The sequence below is a fragment of the Chryseobacterium glaciei genome (assembly GCF_001648155.1).
Lineage (GTDB): Bacteria > Bacteroidota > Bacteroidia > Flavobacteriales > Weeksellaceae > Chryseobacterium > Chryseobacterium glaciei.
The window spans coordinates 3,751,111-3,773,157 of record NZ_CP015199.1 but is presented as its reverse complement, the minus strand read 5'-3'; the positions used below and the strand labels follow the sequence as shown (position 1 = coordinate 3,773,157).

At 33.2% G+C, this 22,047-nt stretch carries 20 protein-coding genes and 1 tRNA gene; 5 read left to right on the top strand and 16 right to left on the bottom strand.

Annotated elements, in window-relative coordinates; all coding sequences use genetic code 11:
• Nucleotides 1-14: 14 nt before the first annotated feature.
• The 11 genes from A0O34_RS16920 to A0O34_RS16870 all read right to left on the bottom strand — a co-directional run bounded on the left by A0O34_RS16920 (nucleotide 15) and on the right by A0O34_RS16870 (nucleotide 13,696).
• A complete protein-coding gene (locus A0O34_RS16920) occupies nucleotides 15-1,625 on the bottom strand; it encodes a Na+/H+ antiporter (RefSeq protein WP_066757219.1) in 1,611 nt (536 codons plus the stop codon).
• Nucleotides 1,626-1,803: 178 nt separating this feature from the next.
• On the bottom strand, nucleotides 1,804-2,808 hold the full coding sequence (locus A0O34_RS16915) for a bestrophin family protein (RefSeq protein WP_066757215.1): 1,005 nt from the start codon (nucleotides 2,806-2,808) through the stop codon (nucleotides 1,804-1,806).
• Nucleotides 2,809-2,831: 23 nt separating this feature from the next.
• Nucleotides 2,832-3,506 (bottom strand): DUF2490 domain-containing protein, encoded by a 675-nt coding sequence (locus A0O34_RS16910; RefSeq protein WP_066757213.1) that lies wholly within the window; start codon nucleotides 3,504-3,506, stop codon nucleotides 2,832-2,834.
• A gap of 382 nt (nucleotides 3,507-3,888) precedes the next feature.
• On the bottom strand, nucleotides 3,889-4,338 hold the full coding sequence (locus tag A0O34_RS16905; RefSeq protein ID WP_066757210.1) for a VOC family protein: 450 nt from the start codon (nucleotides 4,336-4,338) through the stop codon (nucleotides 3,889-3,891).
• Nucleotides 4,339-4,496: 158 nt separating this feature from the next.
• Entirely contained in the window at nucleotides 4,497-5,033 is a 537-nt protein-coding gene (locus A0O34_RS16900) for an SRPBCC family protein (RefSeq protein WP_066757207.1), read from the bottom strand.
• Nucleotides 5,034-5,051: 18 nt separating this feature from the next.
• Entirely contained in the window at nucleotides 5,052-5,423 is a 372-nt protein-coding gene (locus A0O34_RS16895; RefSeq protein WP_066757204.1) for a VOC family protein, read from the bottom strand.
• A 2-nt stretch (nucleotides 5,424-5,425) separates the two neighbouring features.
• Complete coding sequence (locus A0O34_RS16890) at nucleotides 5,426-5,848, bottom strand: hypothetical protein (protein WP_066757201.1); 423 nt, start codon at nucleotides 5,846-5,848, stop codon at nucleotides 5,426-5,428.
• A 2-nt stretch (nucleotides 5,849-5,850) separates the two neighbouring features.
• Entirely contained in the window at nucleotides 5,851-6,321 is a 471-nt protein-coding gene (locus A0O34_RS16885; protein ID WP_066757198.1) for a hypothetical protein, read from the bottom strand.
• 20 nt (nucleotides 6,322-6,341) lie between these two features.
• Nucleotides 6,342-6,797: a DUF1569 domain-containing protein gene (locus tag A0O34_RS16880; RefSeq protein WP_066757196.1), complete on the bottom strand. Its 456-nt coding sequence runs from the start codon at nucleotides 6,795-6,797 to the stop codon at nucleotides 6,342-6,344.
• Between the two features lie 483 nt (nucleotides 6,798-7,280).
• Nucleotides 7,281-7,769 (bottom strand): serine protease inhibitor ecotin, encoded by a 489-nt coding sequence (gene eco / locus A0O34_RS16875; protein ID WP_082891188.1) that lies wholly within the window; start codon nucleotides 7,767-7,769, stop codon nucleotides 7,281-7,283.
• Nucleotides 7,770-7,813: 44 nt separating this feature from the next.
• Complete coding sequence (locus A0O34_RS16870; protein WP_066757190.1) at nucleotides 7,814-13,696, bottom strand: alpha-2-macroglobulin family protein; 5,883 nt, start codon at nucleotides 13,694-13,696, stop codon at nucleotides 7,814-7,816.
• Nucleotides 13,697-13,715: 19 nt separating this feature from the next.
• On the opposite strand from A0O34_RS16870, the gene A0O34_RS16865 reads away from it, so the two are divergent.
• Genes A0O34_RS16865 through A0O34_RS16855 form a run of 3 tightly spaced genes read left to right on the top strand, consistent with a single transcriptional unit; the run spans nucleotide 13,716 to nucleotide 15,850 of the window.
• Nucleotides 13,716-14,471, top strand: a complete 756-nt coding sequence (locus tag A0O34_RS16865; protein ID WP_066757187.1) for a UbiA prenyltransferase family protein — start codon at nucleotides 13,716-13,718, stop codon at nucleotides 14,469-14,471.
• Between the two features lie 3 nt (nucleotides 14,472-14,474).
• Nucleotides 14,475-15,554, top strand: coding sequence for a DNA replication/repair protein RecF (gene recF, locus A0O34_RS16860; protein WP_066757185.1), 1,080 nt, complete (start codon nucleotides 14,475-14,477; stop codon nucleotides 15,552-15,554).
• A 2-nt stretch (nucleotides 15,555-15,556) separates the two neighbouring features.
• Nucleotides 15,557-15,850: a hypothetical protein gene (locus A0O34_RS16855; protein WP_066757183.1), complete on the top strand. Its 294-nt coding sequence runs from the start codon at nucleotides 15,557-15,559 to the stop codon at nucleotides 15,848-15,850.
• Here the strand turns inward: A0O34_RS16855 and A0O34_RS16850 are convergent.
• The 3 genes from A0O34_RS16850 to A0O34_RS16840 are packed head-to-tail and all read right to left on the bottom strand — an operon-like array spanning nucleotide 15,828 to nucleotide 19,605.
• The gene (locus tag A0O34_RS16850; RefSeq protein ID WP_066757180.1) at nucleotides 15,828-17,858 is read right to left on the bottom strand and encodes a recombinase; all 2,031 of its coding nucleotides are present in this window, start codon (nucleotides 17,856-17,858) and stop codon (nucleotides 15,828-15,830) included. The two genes, A0O34_RS16855 and A0O34_RS16850, sit on opposite strands and share 23 nt — an antisense overlap.
• Nucleotides 17,859-17,871: 13 nt before the next feature.
• Nucleotides 17,872-18,516, bottom strand: coding sequence for a monofunctional biosynthetic peptidoglycan transglycosylase (gene mtgA / locus A0O34_RS16845; RefSeq protein WP_066757177.1), 645 nt, complete (start codon nucleotides 18,514-18,516; stop codon nucleotides 17,872-17,874).
• A 42-nt stretch (nucleotides 18,517-18,558) separates the two neighbouring features.
• Nucleotides 18,559-19,605: an ABC transporter substrate-binding protein gene (locus A0O34_RS16840; protein WP_066757174.1), complete on the bottom strand. Its 1,047-nt coding sequence runs from the start codon at nucleotides 19,603-19,605 to the stop codon at nucleotides 18,559-18,561.
• Between the two features lie 59 nt (nucleotides 19,606-19,664).
• Here A0O34_RS16840 and A0O34_RS16835 point away from each other — a divergent pair.
• Nucleotides 19,665-19,738, top strand: a tRNA-Arg gene (locus A0O34_RS16835).
• Here A0O34_RS16835 and A0O34_RS22140 read toward each other — a convergent pair.
• Together A0O34_RS22140 and A0O34_RS16830 are read right to left on the bottom strand one after the other, a co-directional pair.
• Nucleotides 19,704-20,012, bottom strand: a complete 309-nt coding sequence (locus A0O34_RS22140; protein ID WP_082891187.1) for a hypothetical protein — start codon at nucleotides 20,010-20,012, stop codon at nucleotides 19,704-19,706. The genes A0O34_RS16835 and A0O34_RS22140 overlap by 35 nt on opposite strands.
• A gap of 180 nt (nucleotides 20,013-20,192) precedes the next feature.
• Nucleotides 20,193-20,948 (bottom strand): recombinase family protein, encoded by a 756-nt coding sequence (locus tag A0O34_RS16830; protein ID WP_082891186.1) that lies wholly within the window; start codon nucleotides 20,946-20,948, stop codon nucleotides 20,193-20,195.
• 104 nt (nucleotides 20,949-21,052) lie between these two features.
• Between A0O34_RS16830 and ligD the strand changes: the two genes are divergently transcribed.
• On the top strand, nucleotides 21,053-21,655 hold the full coding sequence (gene ligD / locus A0O34_RS16825) for a non-homologous end-joining DNA ligase LigD (protein ID WP_082891185.1): 603 nt from the start codon (nucleotides 21,053-21,055) through the stop codon (nucleotides 21,653-21,655).
• Nucleotides 21,656-22,047 lie beyond the last annotated feature (392 nt).

Genomic DNA, 22,047 nt, shown 5'->3' with positions numbered 1-22,047 from the left:
TTTTAATTTTTCATTTAATGGGCAAATCCTGTGATTTTTGCTTCATCAAAATCCAGTTGCATTTCGATGGTTCTCATCACATGATCATCAAATGTTTTTTCACGTTTCATACGGTGAAGTTCATTTCTCTGCGCCTGAATGATCTGTCTTAAAACATCTTTATTTTCATTCATCGCAGTAACATAATCTCCGGTGGACGCCATGCAGTTGGCTTTATCGGTCATCATCATCATTTCATTTTCAAGTCTATGTTTTTGATGACGCACCAAGCTGTTTGTTTCTGCCAATCCTGAAAAATCATTATCCAATTTATGTAAAGCCGTTTCCTTTAATTTTTTCATTAAAATAACTTCCTGTTTTTCTTCTGGAAGCTCACTTCCGGCATCACTTACTTTTAATAATTTTAAAATCGGCGACAATAACAATCCTTGTCCAACCAACGTAATTAATATTATAACGAAAGTTACGAACAAAATGATATTCCGATGCGGAAAAGCTTCGCCATTTGGTAAAAATGCTGGGATTGAAAGGGCTGCAGCCAAGGAAACCACTCCCCTCATTGCTGCAAAACTGATAATAAAAGGTTCCTTCCAATCGGGTTTGGGGACTTTTAACCTTAATTCTTTCGAACAAAGCCTTGGAAAATACATTAAGGTATAACTGTAAATAACTCTCGTTAAAACAATTGCTCCTCCGATCACGACACTATAAAAAATACCTTCTGAAATAGTGTAATCTTTCATTGCTGCCACGACAATTGGTAATTCAAGTCCGATAAGAATGAAAATGATCGTATTCATTAAGAAAATAAGAACACTCCAAACGTTTCCGGATTGAATTCTCGAAGTATGACTGAGGTAGCAATGCGAATTATAAGACATCAATAAACCTCCGGCAACCACCGCCAACACTCCTGAAAAATGGAAATGTTCCGCGCCAACATACATAATGTAAGGAACTATCAGCGTAATCACCGTATCAATATTCGAATTTGACGGAATAAGTCTTAAAAATGCTCCAAATAAAAATCCGGCAGCCACACCGATCGCAATTCCTCCGACCGCCATTGTGAAGAAATCCTGAACCGCATCCCTGAATACAAACTGCCCTGAAATCACGGCAGCCAAGGCAAATTTAAATACAATTAAACTCGATGCATCGTTGATCAAACTTTCTCCTTCCAAAATACTTGTGATCTTTTTAGGAATTTTAACGTGTTTTAAAACAGAAGTTGCGGCCACAGCATCAGGCGGAGAATTCACTCCTCCCAACAAGAATCCCATCGCAACCGTAAGCCCGGGAATTATCGATGAAGAAAGATAAGCTACGACAATTGAGGTAAGGAAAACCAACCCGAAAGCCATTGAAAATATCTGTTTTCTCCATTTATGAAAATCCTGCCATGACGTAAACCAAGCGGCTTCAAATAAAATTGGAGGTAGGAAAATCAGGAATACCAAATCCGGCTCTATCTCAATATGTGGCATTCCCGGAATAAGGCTTATTAATAAACCTGCAATCACTAAAAAGATGGGATAAGCCACTTTTAGTTTTTGCCCGATCATTACCAATATCATCACAGATAATAGGACTGCAATTGATATGATGACGTAAGTGTGAATCATTTATTTTTGTTTTTTTAGTGTTATGTTTTTTGGTTAATCGCAATTAAATATTTTCAATTTATCGAACATTTTTGTCATTCCGCAGGAATCTATACTATGCTTTAATTGTGATATGGAGATTCCTCCGGAATGACAAAGACTATGTTAATTTACTGTGTGATTAACTATTTTCAATTTTTTAAAGTACAATATTATTCTTCGGAACAATTGCTGGTGGAAGATCAGATTCATCCAGCATATCTCTCATATCGATCTCAATCGTACGGCTGATTTGTGTAATTGGGACATCATTCGGACTACCTTCAAAAGGATTGACAGAAGCCTCTCCTACACTATCTAATGTATGAAAACACCAGGTTACCAACAGCGAAAACGGAATATTAAACCAAACCGTAAAGCCTTCAACAATAGTTCCGTCGCCCAGTTTATCAAACTCTTTTAGTAATCCGAAAGGCACAAAAACAATGAATAACAATAACAAATAAGTCGTGATCGAAGAAAAATTTCTCGGATAAGGAAAGTTTTTAATTCTCTCCGCTTTTCCCTGATTATCTGTAAATTTTACTAATTGCTGATTGATCTGCGTCCATTGGAAATCATTAATTTCTCCTTTTGAATAAATTTCCGATAACTCTTTGCTCTGACTCGCCATCAATTGTGTTGCTCTGTTTTTCTTACTTAAAATATATTGAAGTTCTGATTCTGAGAGATATTTTTTCAATTCATCATCCAGCTTAGAAAGTCTTTCCGGGATGTCATATTTTTTTGAATATTCGTCAAATTGTGCGGTACTCATATTTTCCCAAGCTCTCGATTCACGAAGCTGAAAACGAAGCGCAGTGAGCCACGCATAATGACGCAGAAACATTTCTTTCACTTTCTTCGGATCTTTTCCCGAAAGAGCATCTCTCAAAATATATCCAAAACTTCGGCTGTCGTTGATGATAGCGCCATAAATCTGTCTGGCTTCCCAAAGTCGGCTGTAACTTGCATTGTTTTTAAAACCAACAATAAAAGCAACCGCAGTTCCCATGATTGCGATCGGCTGCCACGGAACATACAGAAATTTCCATCCGAAGAAATATAATACCGTCGGAATTGCCGCTAAAATGGCTAAACAATAGATACTTCTTCTTGTCCAGACTATAAATTCAACAGCGCTAAATTTTTTACCTGAGTGCATACGTGTTTTTTGTGTTTTAGTTTTTAATTTTTATTAAACGGAATATTGTTATAAAAACCAATCTGAACTTGTCCGCGGTTTTTGTTTTCCTGAATCTGATTCATATAACCTGCTTCAATTCTCAGGTTTTTATTGATAACATATCCCAACGCTCCGTAAACTCTATTTCTGTCGAAAGTCGGACTGTTTAAATTTAAGAAAATCTCATTATACACAGATCCATAAAAAGTTTTTGGAAGCATTTCTTTGTTATTGATCGGAATATTTAAACCTAACATATAACGGAACCTCATCCTAAAATCGTCCTGCAGAAAGCGTTCTTCCAACCGGTAACGGTGCTGAAGGTAGAATCTCCCAAACTTCTGTTTTGTGATATATTGCTGAAAAATTCGGTGTTCGATATTTTCCTTTTTTTCACCGTTTACGTAAGGCTGACTTAAAATAAAACCATATCCTAACAAAACATTGTTATTATTTTCCGTTAAATCATATCCTATTCCGGTACGAATTAAAAGCTGTTCTAAATCTCCAATCCCATCAAAATTACGATACTGGATCTCGTTATGAAAGTTTAATTTTTTACTGATTTTATTGTTCCCAAAATACATATACCAAGCTCCAAGATCACTTTTCTGAGCAAACGATTTTGCTGCTCCCAAAGTGAAAATAATCAAAGCCAGTGACTTTAAAATCTTCATAATTTATTCTTTTACATTTTATTTTTAGAAAAATAGTTTATTACTAAAATCTATCACAATTTAAAAAGTGATTTCGATTATCAATAATAAGCAAAAAAAATATTTTATGAAAATTTATCTTTTTAGTTTAAACTAATTAAAAATTTAACCACAAAAGATACAAAAGCCATGAATGATTTAAAATTTAGCTGTTTTTAAAACATAAAGCTCTCAAAACAATAAAATCAAATATTTTTAAAGCTAATGTGATCTTACTTGCGGTCTATTGGTTAACTTAAAATACTAATGTGTTAATCTTTTGTTGCTTTTGTGGTTAAAATAAAAACCGACAGAACGATCTGCCGGTTATTTTTACCTATGCTTCATATACAAAATATGAATACTATGGATGTTGTTGCATTTTAGCAGGATCGTCATAATTTACCATCCAATTGATGTCGAATTTATCGGTAAACATTCCGAAATAAGCTCCCCAGAAAGTATCTGCCATCGCCATTGTTACTTGTCCACCAGCAGAAAGTCCGTTGAATAATTTATCCGCTTCCTCTTTAGAATCTGCATTGATAGAAATTGAAAAATTGTTCCCAGCTTTATAGTTAGAAGCCCACTCACCGCCTGTATCACTTCCCATTAAAGTAGTTTCCTTTGAGATCGGAAGAGAAACGTGCATAATTTTGTCTTTGTCTTCCTCAGAAGCTTCTTTTCCTTCCATTGGAGGCATTTCTCCAAAAGTTCCGATGTAAGGATATTCTCCTCCAAAAACTGATTTGTAAAAATCAAATGCTTCTTTACAATTTCCGTTGAATGTTAAATAAACGTTTACTGATGCCATAATGTGTGCTTTTTTTTAAATTATAGTTTAGTTTTATTTTTAAACACGAATAACACAAATTCTTTTCACAAATGACACTAATTTTATTTGTGAATATTAGTGCTTAAAATATTAGTGCTATTTGTGTTTAAATATTTTATTTTGATTTAAGCTAAAATCTATGGTTTTTCAGACATTTCTTTTAGTCGAGAAAGCCCTTTCTGATAATCTTTTCCAATGGCATCTTCCATATTCATAAACATTTTCATTACTGTAAAAGGATACGGAATTTTTGAAGTAAATCCCCAAGTTGCTTTGCTTCCATTTCCTTCCGGAACTACGGTTACATAAGCGTGAGCTTCACTTTCGTAAGGAGTTAAGAATTTAATATCTGTATCAATTCTTTTTTTGGCTGGGTCTACTTTTTTCACTTCCTGGCAGCCATTTCCTGCTTCTTTACTTTCCCAACACACTTTTTCTCCCTGTTGCCCTGTTGTTCCTGTCCAATCTTTTTTCATATTCGGGTCAAGATCATTCCATGGGCTCCATTGATCCATTGATTTTAAAGTATTGGTATTTTGCCATATTTTTTCAACGGGAGCATTGATGGAAATTGATTTTTCGTAATTACAGTCACCCGAAATAAACGCTGCGAGAATCATCCAAAAAATCAGGATTGAAGCTAAAACTATAGCAATTCTTTTTAAAATTTTCATATCATTTGTTTTTTATATTTATCTGTGCTGATCAATTAAAATCATATTTCCGTCGGGATCTTTCAGAAAAATATGTTCAGGGCCGGAGGTTGTTTCGTCTGCTTCTTTTTCAAGCTGAACTCCGTTTTCTTTTAAATGTTTCTGAATTTCACGAACATCATTAAAAGCTTCCAAATTCTGAGCATTTTGATCCCACCCCGGATTGAAAGTAAGCATATTTCCATCAAACATCGCCTGAAAAAGACCAATCAGATGTTCCTCATTTTTCATAATGAGATAATTTTGCTCCGTACTTCCCGCCATAGTGCTAAAGCCTAATTTTTCATAAAAATCTTTGGATTTTTGAAGATCTTTTACACTTAAACTTATCGAAAATGCTCCTAATTTCATATTTAGATTTTATTGTTTCTTTTATTGTTTCTTTTATTTAAAGCCAATGTATGTCCTACTAAAACCAGTCCCCAAACCGCAATACCAAGAACCCAAAACCAGATCGGAGTTGGTAGAATGTACATCATATAAATTCCTTGAAGTAAGAAAATAACTCCACAAATAATTGCGTATATTTTTTTGCTGTCACCAGCAATTTTTGTAGCGGAAAACCCGGCAATCAAAGCTCCCATAGCATAACCAAGAATAACAAAAAGCAATGCCATGATTGGTGCTGTTTCTACATATTGTTTCAGAGCTTCCATGTCGTTTTCGTTCATTCCCACAGGTCGTGGAAAGAAATAATGACCTAGTTTCTCAACAATCGTGATGGTTACAACGCCAAAGAAAAGCCCTCCTAGAACGGCTAAAATTCTTCTGAACATGATTACTGATTTTTTAAACGTGTCTTAAAATCTAATGTCCCGTCATAGCTCTTCCAATCACCAATGAAATCGATGTATTGAGCTTCTATCTTTTCAGTAGCTTTATTCCAATTGAAAGTATAAATGAACTTACCTTTGAAAACCCCGGAATGTTTTCCTTTCTTTTCTTCAACAAGTTCATATTCACCATAGATGGTACTTTTTTTCTTGCCGTCTTTGTATTTGGTGATCGTTAAATTACCTTCAAACTTCGTGTAGTTTTTATCAACAAGAGAATATCCTGAAACAAGATATTGCTGATCATTTTTCTTGTTTTGTTCAGAAGTATTGATTTTTAGTTTAATTTCTTGCTTATCGCTTCCAATTGTTCCTGTGTAAGGTTTACTGTCGTTTAACCAAACGTTAGAAATATTCGGCATTTGGGAGAATGCAAAATTGGAAACGAGAATGAGGAGTAATAAAAGTTTTTTCATGTGTGTGTATTTAATTTGTGTTAAACTCCGAATTGCGACAAATGGTGATTCAAATGTTTTGCAAACATATTATTCCATTCGTTAGAATTTAATTTTCCGAAAGAGAAAGATTCTTTACCATCGAAAGCTGAAGCTCCCAATTGCTGTGTTTTTTGGATATAGCCTATCAGTCTTTTCTTTTCATCATTAAAATTCTTTCTTCCTGTAACCAAAAACTGTGGAGAAGTAGGAGAATCTCTTGGATATGCTTTTTCACCCACCACTTTAGGCTTTACAAATCTTTTTAAAATAAATTTTGCAATTGATCCCGGTTTTTTGTGTTTTTCAGGTTCGTATACCATTTCGTAGGTTATACAACAGTGAGCCAACATCTGATCAACAGTCATTTTCCCCCACAAACCGTGAGTATCTTCAATCAATTTATTTATTCTATCAATGTAATTCTGAGCGTCTTTTGCGTCAAATACGTTTTCCATCTTTTTCTAATTGTTAAAAAACAAATATATCAGTTTTTTTTCATCATTTTACACCTATTAAAAAAAAGGATGTAAACAACTATCAAATAGAATGTTATGAGTTCAAAATCTTAAGTTCTAAATTATTGATTATGAATGATAAATCCGTAAAATTTAAATTTTAAAAGCTAAATTATTGATCGAAATCTTCAATAGAATTTTGTTTGTTTTAATTAGTGAAATCATTTCGCGAGGACAGACTTTGTGATTAGAATTATTGTTTTATTTGAGATTGCTTCGTCGCTTCGCTCCTCGCAATAAGCGAAATTGGTAATGGCGACAAATACCCTAGCCCAGATAGGAACGGTTACCCCGCAGTTAGAGTGGGAGGGTTTGGGAGTTGGGGGTGGTGGCGCGAGGAGTATGAGTGGATAGCTGGATTAAGCTTCTAAAAAACAAAACTCCCCACAAAATGTGAGGAGTTGATATGTAAATTGTTTGAGATTATTTTTGAACGGCTTTCTTCATAGACGAGTCCGGACGCAAGATTCTGTAACGGACTTCAAGATCTTTTGGGACATAAAACACCAATGGCAATTTGCTGTTATATCTCACAATTTCTGGCTGGATGTAGACAAATTTTTTGGTCATTTTTTTGTCCGGGCAAGCCATTAATGTGCTTCCAACTTCTCCGTTCGATTCTACATCATAATAGTTGTAGCCCCACCCTTGCAGATCCTGAGATTTTACATTTCCCATCAAGAATTGTTTGTTACAGTCCAACATTTTTTCTGCGCCTACAAAAAACTCTACTTTTAAATCGTTTTCGTTTTTAGCGATTGGAAGCTGGATGTAAACCTGCTTGTAACCCTCTTTTGCTTTCGGGAACATTTCAATCTGTAATTTTTCAAATTTGTCTGCTTTCTTTTGTGCGAAAGCATTTACTCCGATCAACATTACGAGCCCTGTCATTACTGTTTTTGAAAATTTCATTTTGTTCTATTTTTAATATTTTACTACTTCCCTATAGCCAAAAATCATTCCAAAATCTGAACATTTGTTCCTTTTGTATGAGCATTCATCTGCGGTGCATAATAGTTTTGCATCGTTGTAATCCCATTGGAGAATTTTCCTGATGCGTTGGCTATGTAATCGTATTCGAATACAAATTTTCCTTTCGGCATGTACTGAATATAGAAGTTCGTTGAAGCATCTTTTGTGGATTGGTAGTAACCTAAGTTGTTCTTCCATTGATAACCCGAAAGCACATCTACAGGCTCAAATCCTGCTGCACGCATGTCTTTAATGTGGATGAATTCCATTGGTCGATCTGTGTTCAAGATCATTCTTACGGTTACTTTATCTCCTACTTTTAATGGAGTTTCTTGTGAGATTTTTTGTAATTCTTCTCCGTTTACCGTTTTTACTTTTTTGTACAATTCTTTTGTGATCGAGATGTAATTTTCTGATGATTTAATTTTATCTAAATCTTCATAATATTGCCAGAATAATCCTCCTTGAACAATTCCTGGACCAGGTTTTGTCACCGTTACTGTTCCTAAGTTTTTATCAACAACATCAGTTTTTACGGTTGATTTTACATAACCCGTTGCCTGAGTTTGTGGTTGTAATTCTTTTCCACCCCAAACGATTGTTGCTTTGTCGCTTTCCGCGGTTGTCCATGATTTTCCTGAATTTAATATCGTAAAAATCACTTCCGATGTTCCTCTTGAACTTCCCCAAGAATTGACTTCTTTTTGCGTGATTAACCAGATTTTCATGTCTTCGATGAACTTCTGATCGTTCGGTTTTAATGTATTGAAAGCTTCCAACGCTCCAGCCTGATTCACCACTTTCGAGCCGAACCAACCCCAATCGTTAAGGTTTTGTTTCCAATAAATACCTTGTGTTTTTGTGTCAACAGAAGTTTCTTTTAGATAATTCATTAATTTATCTGAAGTATCTTTTAATCCATAATTGCTCATCAATAAAGCCGAACGGTGCAATCCGAAGAATGTAAAATCTGTGATCTTCGCTGTTTTTGCTTTTTGTTTTACTAAAGCTTTCAATGTTGCGCCTTTTCCTTTTAATGGATATTGTTTTTCCCAATAGTTTCGGGTGTCAAGATAATCTAACGTCCAGTTGTTCCAAACGTCTTCTTTTTTCACATCCCAATATTTAGCGATCTCGTTGTCTACATACTGAACCAATTTTGCAACCAAATCTTTCTGTTCTGAACTTTGATAATCTTTCACATTATCTTTTAACCAAGAATTGATTTTTCCTAAGTTTTTAAGAATATATAAAGAAGTTCCATACGAGCTAGGGTAACCTGAATACCAAGAGAAACCTCCATCCGGATTTTGCAATTTTTTGAAATCATCCCAATCCTGATTGATCGAATTTTTCATTGTATTGGCATCAAATAACAATGCCAATTTCTGCATTTGCTCTTCTTCATTTTTACTTTCTAATACCCAAGGAGTTTCTTCCAATAGTAATTGCTTCAATTCCTGATTTTTCTCAAGATTTGAATTTAATAATCCTTTGCTTTGGTACTCTTCAAAGACAGTTTTCATTTTTGGATTAGCTTTGAAAATCTCAGAAGCCAACACATCTGCAAACCATTTATTGAAAATCACATCCGCAGAATTATTTTGATCATTTTTCAAGCTTGGAAGCGCAAACATGATTTCCCAGATCGGATTTGTCGTTAATTCCAATGTATTTGAAACATTTGAAATTGTTGTTGAATTAGCGTCTTTAAGATTATCCAAAACAAACGTTTTAGTTTCGCCTTCTTTTACAAAAACAGGAACGGCATCCGTTACCAACATTCTGTTTGGAAGAATCGCAACCGCTTTTTGTTCGCCATCAGAATATTGTCCAGCTTTTGCAACTACTTTTAATATAATTGACGAAACATTGTTCGGAACCTTTACTTTCCAAGTTAATGCTGAATTTCCGTTTTCATTTAAATCAAAATTCTGAGTGCTTGCATTTAACCCAAATTTAGACGAAATATCTTCGTTTGTGAATGCATCTAATATTTGAAGATTTGCCGAACCACTTAATTTTTTGCTTGTTAAGTTTGATAGTTTTGATTGAAGATTCAATTCATCTCCTTCTCTTAAAAATCTCGGATAATTTGGTGTCACGGAAAACTCTTTCTGCGTCACAACTTCTTTATTTAAAATTGCTGCTCTTGCATCTTTTGTGTGAGCCAAGAACATCAGTTTCCATTTTGTTAATGCTTCTGGAGAAGTGAATTCGAAGCTTACATTTCCTTCTGCATCGGTTTTCAAATCTGGATAGAAGAAAGCTGTTTCGTTTAGATTTTGGCGGACTGGGACTTTGTCCAGATCTTCCTTAACTACGTCAACCTTCTTATCGTAAGCAGCTGCCGGGGCTCCCTCCTGACTCACCACTCCTGTTGTAGTATCCAACTGTTTGGTCATTTTCATTTTAGCTCTTCCTGCAACCATTGGAGCCGGCGGTGGAGGTGCAAAACCGGCACTTTTTACGCCTTCTTCATTTTCTAATCTGCTGTAAACCATATTATCATAATACACTTCTCCATCAAACCAGTTAAACTGAGGAACTTCTACATAATTACCATTGAAATATTGCAATCTCTTCTGATAATATTTTTGTTCCAGATATTGTCTGATATCATAAGAAGTTACGATTGAAAAAGTGGTATATAATTTTTCCCAATTGAAGCTATTTGCAGCAAATTGATCGAGAGACATATCGTACATATTTGCTAACACCTCAGCATTTATTTTTTCTTTGTCATTTCCTAAAACTTTTACAGACCATTTTTCTTTAGAATTTGGTTCCAATTTATCTCTGAAAGTCACCGTTTCAATTTTTAGTGGCTGTTCTGTATCTTTTATTTTTAAATTAACAGATTGCGTCTGAACATCATTAAATGCCACCACCTGAAACTGAATATTCAACGTTGCTACACTTTTATCTTTTGGAATATCAGCAGTATATTCAAGAATCCCATTTTTGAATTTCTGAGTTTCCGAAACTGTTTTTCCCGAACCGTCCTGGACAAAAATGTTTACTAAAGCATCAGGAATTGCAGAATACACATAAATCTTAGCTTTCTCCACTCTTGAAAATTCACTCTTAGGTTCTAAAACGGTTAAGAATGTTTTCTGAGTTGGTTTTAAAGATTTTTTATCCCAAACACTGAAATTCTGAGAAGATTTTATGGTGTCTTTTCCTTCAATATTATATAATTCTAATTGATAATCTCCGGCATCAAGTTTTCCTAAATCAAGATCAGTTGATGGTTGCTGAGTTTTATTGATGAGCAATTTTTCAACTTTCCAGTTTTTCACTTCATCATTTTTATCAAATAAATCGTGCGGAAATTTATTGATAAACTCTTCTTTAGAATATTTCGGAAGATCCTGAATTTCTGATTTAAAATTATCTCTGAAAATCCTGTTTGGAGCTTCCAATTTTGATAATTTAACCTGATATGATTTTTTTAAATCCTGTTCATTATAATTCTTCGTTTCAACTTTTATTTTTACATTTTCATCTGCAAAAGTATTTTTGATGTCTTCTGCCTTAATGTAATGAGAAACCGAAGCTACTTTCAACTGCGTGTCTGCAGACTGCGTTTCACCATTAATATCCGTAACCGAAGCATTAATTTCATAATTATCAATTTGAATTCCTTCTAATTTTTCATCTTTTTTAAGATCTAAACGTATAACAAATTCTCCTTTTTCATTCGTTTTGCCTTCTCCAAGAATTGAATTTTCATTGTCATCACCTTGTGGATACCATCCAAAATATCTCCATCTGATGTTGTGCTTTTTGATCTCATAATTTACCTTTGTATTGCTCAAAGCAACACCGGAGAACATCATGGCTTTTCCTTTTAATTCAATGGTTTGACCATATTTATACTCTTCTTTTACGGGATCAAAAGTCACCTCAAATTTTGGTCTTTTATATTCTTCAACGCGAATATCTTTATTACCATTCGTTCCGCCGTCTGTTCTTATGAAAAATACACCATTCAGTTTTCCTTTTGGAAGAATAAAACTTCCATGATACGAACCGAAATCATTGGTGGTAAAGTTTTGAGAAGTAACATCCTCGCCGTTGGCATCCTGTAAAGTTATTTTCTGTTTTAAACCGGAAGCAACAGACTCAATTTCTTTATCAATTTTAGAATTAATTACTTTGAAATAAACTGTTTGTCCGGGTCTGTAAATCGCTCTATCCGTAAAGATCTGAGCTTTCGTACGGGTTTGTTTGTTCGGATTATATTCTGCTGGATTTCCATCATTCCCATACACCTGCATGATCTGGAAACTATTGGATTTTGGCTGCTGAATAAGGAAAGTTCTGTAATAATTTTTGCTCGTCGTCGCTGGAAATTTGAAAACTCCGATATCGTTTGTCTTTCCTTCAATTTTAGTTAATGTTTTATTAGAAACAAATTCATAAAACGTAATGTTTTCATTAATAACAGGTTTTCCGTTTTCGCTGTTGACTAATTTTAATTCATTTGACAGTTGGTTTCTATCAGTTTTAGATTGATAAATAATTCTGTTATCAGAAACTAAAAAGTAAAAATTTTGTCTGGATTCATTATCTTTTACATCCGAACCGGCAACAGAGTATTCCGCCACATAAACTCCAGAAGGAAGAGGCTTAACCTCCAAAGATGTTTTATGAGTTTGAAAATCTTTAGGATCAGACAATTGAAATACATCTTTTCTTAACAAATTCTTTTTAACCTTACTATACAGATCTCCGTAAGAATTTTGCACATATTGCATTAATGAAGTATATTCTCCTTTTACCTCGTAGATATTGATTGAAAATTCTGAAACATTTTTATATTCAGCAATAATATGAATTGGTAGATTACCTTGTGTCTGCGGTTCATATTTAATATTTAAAGAAGGGTTTATAATTTGATTTTCCTTGTTTTTAATATTTTCTATAAAAGGAGATTTCGGATATTGGCTTTTTGCCTGAGCCGCAACTTCTAAAGCTTCTTTCGATTTCTTTTTGCCATTAAGTTCAGTCATGATCTCTTCCATGATCAAAACTTTATAATCATCATCTAGATTAGACTTTACAAGATTTTGAAGCAGCTCTAATTTATCTTTACATTGATTGAAATTACAATTCTCCGATAATTTCTGATGCATAAAATACAGTTTAGAATTTACTGTATTCTGAGTAATTGATTCATCAAAAATAGTATTGATCTGAGTTCTATTCTCTGTAAGTTCATTTTTAGTGAAAAGTCCGTTATCAGATAAGAAATTAACTTTTTTCAAAGAATACCAATCCAACAAAGTTGGGAAATAAGAAATATCTTTTGTGTTTGAAAAAGCATCTTTATAGCCATTCAATGAAACTTTTTTCATTTCCGGCTTTTCTTTGTCTAGCTCCTGAAAATTTTTAATTAAATAATTTTTAAAATCAAGCTTACTCCAAGTTTCGATCTGAGAAACATCTTGAGAATTTAGATTCGTTCTTCCATTGATCTCCCAAGAATGCTGATTATAATAATCCATGAAAAAACCATTCAGCAGAACATCATAAACCAATTTCCCTTCGCCTTTCAAATTTTTATCGGAATTTTGAAGTTTAACGAAAAACTTAGAAGCCGCATCATTTTTATCATCATCACTAGTCTGATTAACGATCGTAAATTCTGCCTTTAAAGATCGAATAAGCTGAAGTGTATTATTTTCTTTCATAGCATGGTTTTGTATGTCTAAAATAACGGGAAGATTAGATTTATAAGCACCTTTTTTACTATTTTCCTCTATTTTTTTCCACTGATCGTCATAATACTTTTGCCCGAAAGCTCCTGAAGAACTCAGTATTAAAAGTAAAAGCACAAAAATCTTGGAGAATTTTTTCATATATGTTATTTTTGTATAAATGAATTTCTTAAAAATACTCAAAAAAACTGTTATAGACAGTCAACTTTATGTCTCATTAATGGGAACACTTTTTGCAGTATTTTTCATGCTAGAGCAAAACACGTTCCGTTTACCTACTGTAATCCTGATATTCATTACTTATTTCAGTGGATACCTTTATACAAAATATCAACGCACTAAACATTTCTTTAAAATATTAATCTTAAATGCGGTTGCAGGTGTAATTTGTGCATTTCTTATCATTCATAATCATAATGAAATCCGATTGATAAAATGGTTCATCATTGTTGTTTTGGGACTTCTTTACAATAGCTTTTTTCTGGATGTTTATATTCGAAAAATCCCATTTTTGAAGGTATTTTATGTTGGGCTTGTCTGGGCTCTTGTCAACTGTTGGCTGACTTTACATGAATTTAATCTTCCTATTTTCCTGATAAGTTTTTTCTTTATTACTGCCTTAGTTCTACCTTTCGATATTCGGGATATGAAAAGCGATACTATCAAGACTTTCCCAATGATAATCGGAGTTCAAAGCACAAAACATATTGCTTATTTACTTGTTTTTGTGAGCAGTATTTTAGCAAGTTTTTATTTAAATCATCACTATTCAATTGCCTTTTTTCTTACAAGTATTCTAACTTATATTTTTATTTATTTCGCTGAAAATAAGAGAAATGACGTCTATTTTTCGTTCGGTGTTGAAACATGTTCTGCACTTCCTTTTTTATTTCTAGTAATATTGGAGTATTTTTGACGAATGATTATTAATAAGCTTTCCCTGTATAACTTCAAGAACCATTCTGAGAAAAAATTTGAGTTTTCCCCACAGATCAATTGTTTCGTAGGAAATAACGGGGTTGGAAAAACAAATATTCTGGATGCTCTTCATTACCTTTCAGTAGGGAAAAGTTTTTTGGGAAATACCGACATTAATAACATCAAAAAAGACGAGGATTTTTTTACGATAGATGCTGAAATTCAGAATAATGACAGCGAAGACATTATTAAAATTTCTCAACCTAAAGAATCAAAAAAGATCATTAAAAAGAACGATAAAAGCTATGATAGAATGGCTGATCATATCGGTTATTTGCCAAGTGTGATGATCTCTCCTTATGATTCTAATCTGATCTCTGATTCCGGAGAAAGCAGACGAAAATTTTTGGATTCTATGATTTCTCAGACGAATTCTGAATATCTTTTTGAGTTGATTCAATATCAAAAAACCATTCAGCAGAGAAATGCTTTGTTAAAATATTTCGCTAAAAACCGAGTTTTTGATAAAGATTCTTTAGAAATCTATGACGAGCCGATTTCCAGATCCGGAACTAAAATTTTTGAAAAAAGAAGAGCGTTTGTATCACAGCTTAATCCTATTGTTCAAAACTTTTACAACATCATTTCTGGTGGAAAAGAAACTGTATCTGTTATCTATGAATCGCATTTATTTGATGACTCTTTTCAAAATCTATTAAAAGATAACATTGAGAGAGACAGAATGTTAACCTACACCTCAAAAGGAATTCACAAAGACGATCTTCTTTTTGATATGGATTCTGTTTTAATTAAAAAAATAGGTTCACAGGGACAGCAAAAATCATTTCTTATTGCTTTAAAATTAGCTCAAATGAGTCTGGTTAAGGAACTGACAGGAAAAACACCCATCCTTTTATTAGATGATATTTTTGATAAGCTTGATGACTACAGAGTTTCTCAGCTTATTGAACTCGTAAATCAGGAAAATTTCGGTCAGATTTTCATTACAGATACACACAGAGAACGTACAGAAAGCGTTGTGAAAAAGATTAATGAGGAAAGCATAATTTTTGAAATTTAGTCATGAAGAAGAAAAAACGAGAATACCAATCCTCAGAACTCGTAAAATCTTTTGCGAGAATTCATGGATTTGAACACAAACTTGTAGCTTTTGAAATCAAAGATTTTCTCGAAGAATATCTTGATGAAAGCCTTTTTAATGAAATCCAAAGCGTAAATATTGAGGATCATTGTATCATCATTAAAATCAATTCTCCTTTATTGAAGAACGATTTTAAAATGCGCAGAAGTTTTTATCTTAAAAAGTTTCAAGACAAATTTGGTGAGGAAAAATTTAATGATCTTCAGATTTTGTAGACATTGTATTACTCATCATATCATCAGCTCTTTTATCCAATCCAGAGCTTATTGGAAGGAAAAACTTTAATGGATTTTTGAAAAAATACCTAAATATTTCTTTATAAATTTCACTTACCTGTCCAAAATTCAGTTTTCTTGATCTGAATGCCAAGAACATTGATAAGCTGAAACTTACCAAAAAGTTAAAGAATCCAATCAGGAAAACGGTAACAAACGAGATCCAGAAAGTATAAGAATCTACCGAAAAATCTTTTCCGTAAAGTCCGATCGCAAAGTTTCCTGCCGCGAAAGTAATGTGGCGAATATCTAAGTCTAATCCGAAGAACAATCCCACAGGAGCTGTTGCTCCAAGGAAAACTCCAAACCAGAAATTAGAAACGATTCCCGGCCAGTTTTTAGCATAGTATTTAGATAATCCTTTGGCGAATTTTGCTCCAAAAAGTCTTCTGATAGAAAGGTTCTTTGCAATTCTTTCCGGTATTTGAAAAAAGACTGAATTATTTCCAATATTTCCCGAAATTATCCCCGAAATGAAAAGGTAAAATCCTGCAATACTTGCATGCAAAATAGCTTTAGAGTGAAACGGATCTAAGTCTTTCAATAATTTATCAGATCGGTCAACCGCAAGATTTTGGGAGAAAAATACATCCAACCCATAAATAATTGCCAACGCAATCGGAAAAGATAATAACACATTCCCAACAAACGCAATAAACTGACTTCTAAATAGTTTTGAAACTAAATGAGCAAATTCTGTTCTGTCATTTTTAGTATTTCCTTCCTCGGAAAGAACTTTGGTCATCGTCGCAGCTGTCATTGCAGGCTGTTTTGTTGCCAACGTAAAGCCCATCAGATAAATCATGACAAACCCCATGGCATAATTCATTGAATATAAAAATGCATGGGAGAAATCACTTCCCGGAATGTAACCGTAAAGCATTTTCAATACACATAATGCTCCAACGATAATCCCACCTCCACTGGCTTTGTAGAACATTTTCATATACTCTTTTCGGGTAGATGTAATGTAATGTGCACCTGTTTCTGCGGTATGATTCGTAATAAGGTGGGAAATTAATCTCGTACTGTCATTAATAAGTTCCGAAATATTATTTTTATGAGACTTATAACTTAATATATTAAAAATCAACTGTTTAGATTTAATTAAAATATCCTCTTCAGTATCAATCACCAACAAATTTACAATATCATAAACTCTCTGCATTTGCTGACGAATCTTCAAAAGAGATTGATTGATCTTTCCTGAAATACCGTATTTAGAAGAGTTTTTAAAGGCAATATTTACAAATTCCAAACATTGTTCGGTATAAATTTTAATCTGCTTATATCTGCTGTCTTTTGAGTGTAACTGAAGATCCGGATTTTTGTCCAAATCTTCGGCAAGACCTTCCAATTCATTTTGTAAAGCCAAAAACGGATTGTCGAAATTTCGGTATTGCGGGGCCATTCTTACCACTTCCACTTCCATCGCCATTCCTGTAGCACGCCACGAAAGGATACTCATTGCGAAGATCATTTCTTTTTTTACTTTTGATTTTGTGATAAAATCTGCAGCGCCAAAAATTTTAAGTAATTCGTTGATCTCGTTTTCGGGAAGATTGTGAAGATATTTTAGATCAGCTTTAGGTCTCAAACTGATATTATCCACCATAAACCAAACGGTTTTTTCGTTTTCTACAGGTGGTAATATTTTATTAAGAATCCTTTTTTTAAGCTCAGGAAAGAAAGCATTTTCAGACAAAATATTAGCTTCTGTTAAAGACAGATTGAATGGTCTTCCGGCGAAAATATTATGAATGTAATGTTTAAAATTTTCAGCAAAATTCGGATTGTTTCTAAAAAAATTAAGAACATCCGTAAAATCTGTTTTTTTTATACTCTCTAGAAACTCTGCAAAAGGCTCTAAAGAGAGGGTTTCATTCTTAAAAGAAAAATATTTTTTAAGAACAGATTCAAAATTTGTACTGGAATTGAAGAACTTCATTAGTACAAAGATACTATTTCAAACTCACATTCCTCATTTGTCTCATGATCCAATTGTGTTTCTTTCTCAAATATGGTGACGGATTTTTAGGATCATATTTTTTAGGGTTCGGTAAAACAGCAGCGATCCAAGCCGCATCTGAAGCCGAAAGATCTTTGGATGATTTTCCGAAATAATACTGTGCAGCAGCTTCTACACCGAAAACGCCCTGCCCCATTTCAATCGAATTAAGGTATCTTTCAAGAATAATATCCTTACTCCAAACCTTCTCAATAATGAAAGTATAAACAGCTTCCAACCCTTTTCTCAACCAGCTTCTACCCTGCCAAAGAAAAACATTTTTCGCTGTTTGCTGAGAAATTGTGCTTCCACCTCTTATTTTTTTTCCTTTTTCATTATTTTTCATCGCCTTTTCGATGGCAGTATAATCGAAACCGTCATGTATAAAGAACTTTTGATCTTCAGAAGCAATAACCGCTTTTTTCACATTATTCCCCATTTCGTCATAAGAAATGTAATCTCTGTGCAATTTTCCGAACTCGAAAAGCCCTCCGATTTGTGTAATCGTGATTGGCGGATTGAAGAATCTTCCCCAAACAATGAATACCACGTTGAGAATGAGAACAATAAAAATAAACTGTTTAATTTTTTTCCACATATCTATTAAAAAGGAACTACAAAAATAAACAAATACTCTGAGTTATTGCAATTCTTTCATATAAGTCAACTGATAATCCGGAAGAAGCTCCGGGTGGAAAATTTTAATATAATCTTTAAGAACAAGATCGGCTCTTACAATTCCGCTTTCAAAAAAATCATTGGCTTTTTGTCTTTCTTTTCCTATAACTCCGTAGATTTTTCCTTTGTTGAAAACATTTAATTTTCCATAAAAAGGATTCAGGCTAAGCATTTCTTTTTTTGAAGTATGATTTCCAGCGTTTACCCAATATTGAACTGTGTTAGATTTTGCAAAAACTTCTTCAAAGCTCATTGTTAACGCTTTTTCGTCCGTATTATTTTTTAAAATATATTCTGCATTGGCATCTGAAATAAAGTTTGCTACAGAAGTTTTACCACCCGGAAGATACCAGATATCGCCATACATTTCATTTGCTAAAACAATAGGTTTTGATTGAGCTTTTAAAGCCAATTGTTTTAATTCATTATAATTTTTCTCAATTTCAACATACTTTGTTTCTGCTTCTTTATCTTTCCCGAAAAGTTTTCCGAAAAGTTTTAAATAAGCTGTTTTTTCCAATGGCTTCTGCTCCATGTATTCATCAAGGAAAATCACCTGAATTCCGTTGTTTTTTAATAATTGATAAGCATTGTCAAAACTTGCAATATAGTTAGTGAAAATCGCATCAGGTTTTAATGAAATGATTTTTTCAACATCATATTTCTGATCACTTCCTACATTCTGAATTTTTCCTTCTTTAATTAAATTTTGAATTTTATCAGAATAAATATATTCCGGACTTGAGACCCCGATAATCAAATTCTCTGCTCCCAATTCGGAAATATATCCTGCCATACTTGCATTCAGTAAGATAATTTTCTTGAAAGGAATCTGATTTTTCTTTAAATCATAAGTGAAATTTCCCGATTTTAAGTGCAAAGCATCATTCTTCTCATCATACTGAACCAAATTCGAGATAGAAACCGATTCTGAAGGTGATTTTTTTTGCTCTCTTTTACAGGCGATTAGCGTGAAAAACGTGATTAACAGTAAAATTTTTGCTTTCATCTTTCAAAGAAAAGAAAAAAGTGCTATATTTGCAAACCTTAAAACAACAAGGAAACAATGGCCTCGTGGCGCAACTGAATAGCGCATCTGATTACGGCTCAGAAGGTTACAGGTTTGAATCCTGTCGAGGTCACAAGACCGACATTTGAAGATTTCACTCTTCGATGTCGGTTTTTTTTATTTCCTAATTCACTGTTATACTGATAGATACAATGTGCAACAATATTCATTTTAGGTGTTTGAAAACTTTTCCCGTCAAATTCAATTTTTTGAGGAAATATCAAACACCCTATCGTTCTTTTTGTATGAAAATCTCCCTGTTTGTAGAGGTTTGAAAGGTTCTCCATTGCATCCAACGCTTGATCTATTTTTGTTTGGATATCAAGTTCTTTCTTCTCTGAAACCATATGACGTATCTCAGTTTCGAGTTGTTCAATTTGTGATCTGGTGATTTGTTTGATCTCTTTGTAATCCTCTTCATCTAATTTATCAAAAAGGTATTTATCCCTTGCATTTGAAACTTTTTCGTTAAATAGATTAATCTCCTTTATGATTGATTTTCTTTTTTCGTCAATATCGCCGGTAAACTATTTGTAATTATCAAGAAGTATACTTTTTAAGAGATCTTTAATAATTGGATTAAATTCCAATTTGCAAATTTCAGTTTCGAATAGTTCGTTAAGTTTATCCGAATCAAATCTAAATCCGCATTTGTAGTGGCAATGATAATAATAATAATAATAATAATAATAGTAAGTTTTAGATTTTCCTTTGGCTCCGCTTGCCGTGAGATTTTTTCCACAGTTCGGACAGGTAAGTAGACCTCTTAGAGGGAAACGTTCATTTCCTAAGACCCTACTTCCTGGGCCTTCTACTTTTCTTTTTTTACCCATTACTAGCTGCACCTGATTAAAAAGCCTTTCACTAATTAACGCTTCATGCTTACCGTCGATATGGTATGCCTCCTCCTGCTTATAATTTTCAATATAAATTTTACCACAGTATACAGAATTTCTCATGGCCTTTGAAAATGCACTTCGTGACATGGATGAACCGTCTCTCTTATTCATTTGAACTCTTACATGATCTGTTGGAATATGGCCTTTAGCAACCTCGTTAAAAGCCCAAATCAAATTTGACGCTTCTGGTTGTTTTATAGCGATATATTTCTTTCCGTCCTCATGGCTTCTATTAATATATCCATAGGGCGCTATTCCCATTAATCTTCCTTCCTTTTTTGCTCTCCTCATTCCATGAAAAGTATTTAACGCTCTTCTATCATTCTCCACTTCGGGCGTTGATAGATAAATGGCAAGCATTAATTTATTTTCAGGGACAGACATATCTAATGGCTGCTCAATAGCTTGTGGAATAATATGATTTTTTAGAAAATTAGCCTTTCAAAATTGTAACTTTGAAATTATGAAAGAAAAAGATTTAGAGTTCGATTGCAAAAATTATAGCCGAATCAAAAAATAATGTTTTCAAGACTACTAATACCATACTACTAAAAATGTACTGGGAGATTGGCCGCATTATTATTGAAGATGAACAAAATGGAGAACAACGTGCTGATTATGGAAAATCTATTTTGAAAAATTTGGCAAATCAGCTTTCACTTGAATTTGGAAAAGGTTTTAATGAAAGAAATCTAAATAATATGAGAGCTTTTTTCAATTCTTTTCCAATTTGGAACGCAGTGCGTACCGAATTGAGCTGGACTCATTATAGAATTATAAGCAGGATTGACAATCCAAATCAAAGAATTCAGTATATAGAATATTCAATTGAAGGAAACTGGAATACAAGAACGCTTCAGCGAAATATTGACAGTCAGTATTTAGGATGGGACAACAGCCTTCGTCCTAAAAATGGAGCGCCAGTTTCAATGCCACTGAAATGGGAAGAAGTAAAATCAGGATTAAAACCTACTGATTTTAACATTTATAATTCCTTGGATAGATTAAAAGACAAGGGCGATCTTTTCAAATCTGTTCTCGTAAAAGGCATTGATATGTTAGCAGCAATAAAAAAATTAGAGTCACAGTGAGTGTAAAATCTTAACAATCTATTTTAGTTAATTCATGTATCATTAAAATTTTCTAATATATTATGTCTCATAAGTACAATCTCATAATTAAAATTTTAAAATAAATCAATAAAAAAATAGTATAATTATTTATTATTTTAAAGTTTTGGTAAACAAATTTCATAATAAAACATAAAAACAATTAAAATTAACAACTATGAATATTTCTCATTACGATTTTGAAAATCTGCCTGATAAAAAAACTCAATGTGATATAGTATTCAATCAGGGACGTATAATGAATGAGAGAATAATTAACAATTTAAAATATTCACTGTATGAAGTTTCCAGCTTTTCAGTTGAAATCATTTATAATACAATAAACAATAAAATTGCAGGATTAAACATTTTTC

Bases quoted from the DNA above. Each gene is read 5' to 3' on its own strand.
- A0O34_RS22140 (WP_082891187.1), bottom strand. From the start codon at position 20,012: ATGGTTTCAGAGAAGAAAGAACTTGATATCCAAACAAAAATAGATCAA.
- A0O34_RS16910 (WP_066757213.1), bottom strand. From the start codon at position 3,506: ATGAAGATTTTAAAGTCACTGGCTTTGATTATTTTCACTTTGGGAGCA.
- A0O34_RS16920 (WP_066757219.1), bottom strand. From the start codon at position 1,625: ATGATTCACACTTACGTCATCATATCAATTGCAGTCCTATTATCTGTG.
- A0O34_RS16880 (WP_066757196.1), bottom strand. From the start codon at position 6,797: ATGGAAAACGTATTTGACGCAAAAGACGCTCAGAATTACATTGATAGA.
- recF (WP_066757185.1), top strand. From the start codon at position 14,475: ATGATTATTAATAAGCTTTCCCTGTATAACTTCAAGAACCATTCTGAG.
- A0O34_RS16895 (WP_066757204.1), bottom strand. From the start codon at position 5,423: ATGAAATTAGGAGCATTTTCGATAAGTTTAAGTGTAAAAGATCTTCAA.
- A0O34_RS16905 (WP_066757210.1), bottom strand. From the start codon at position 4,338: ATGGCATCAGTAAACGTTTATTTAACATTCAACGGAAATTGTAAAGAA.
- A0O34_RS16855 (WP_066757183.1), top strand. From the start codon at position 15,557: ATGAAGAAGAAAAAACGAGAATACCAATCCTCAGAACTCGTAAAATCT.
- A0O34_RS16915 (WP_066757215.1), bottom strand. From the start codon at position 2,808: ATGCACTCAGGTAAAAAATTTAGCGCTGTTGAATTTATAGTCTGGACA.
- eco (WP_082891188.1), bottom strand. From the start codon at position 7,769: ATGAAATTTTCAAAAACAGTAATGACAGGGCTCGTAATGTTGATCGGA.
- mtgA (WP_066757177.1), bottom strand. From the start codon at position 18,516: ATGTGGAAAAAAATTAAACAGTTTATTTTTATTGTTCTCATTCTCAAC.
- A0O34_RS16885 (WP_066757198.1), bottom strand. From the start codon at position 6,321: ATGAAAAAACTTTTATTACTCCTCATTCTCGTTTCCAATTTTGCATTC.
- A0O34_RS16865 (WP_066757187.1), top strand. From the start codon at position 13,716: ATGAATTTCTTAAAAATACTCAAAAAAACTGTTATAGACAGTCAACTT.
- A0O34_RS16850 (WP_066757180.1), bottom strand. From the start codon at position 17,858: ATGAAGTTCTTCAATTCCAGTACAAATTTTGAATCTGTTCTTAAAAAA.
- A0O34_RS16890 (WP_066757201.1), bottom strand. From the start codon at position 5,848: ATGTTCAGAAGAATTTTAGCCGTTCTAGGAGGGCTTTTCTTTGGCGTT.
- A0O34_RS16840 (WP_066757174.1), bottom strand. From the start codon at position 19,605: ATGAAAGCAAAAATTTTACTGTTAATCACGTTTTTCACGCTAATCGCC.
- A0O34_RS16870 (WP_066757190.1), bottom strand. From the start codon at position 13,696: ATGAAAAAATTCTCCAAGATTTTTGTGCTTTTACTTTTAATACTGAGT.
- A0O34_RS16900 (WP_066757207.1), bottom strand. From the start codon at position 5,033: ATGAAAATTTTAAAAAGAATTGCTATAGTTTTAGCTTCAATCCTGATT.
- A0O34_RS16830 (WP_082891186.1), bottom strand. From the start codon at position 20,948: ATGTCTGTCCCTGAAAATAAATTAATGCTTGCCATTTATCTATCAACG.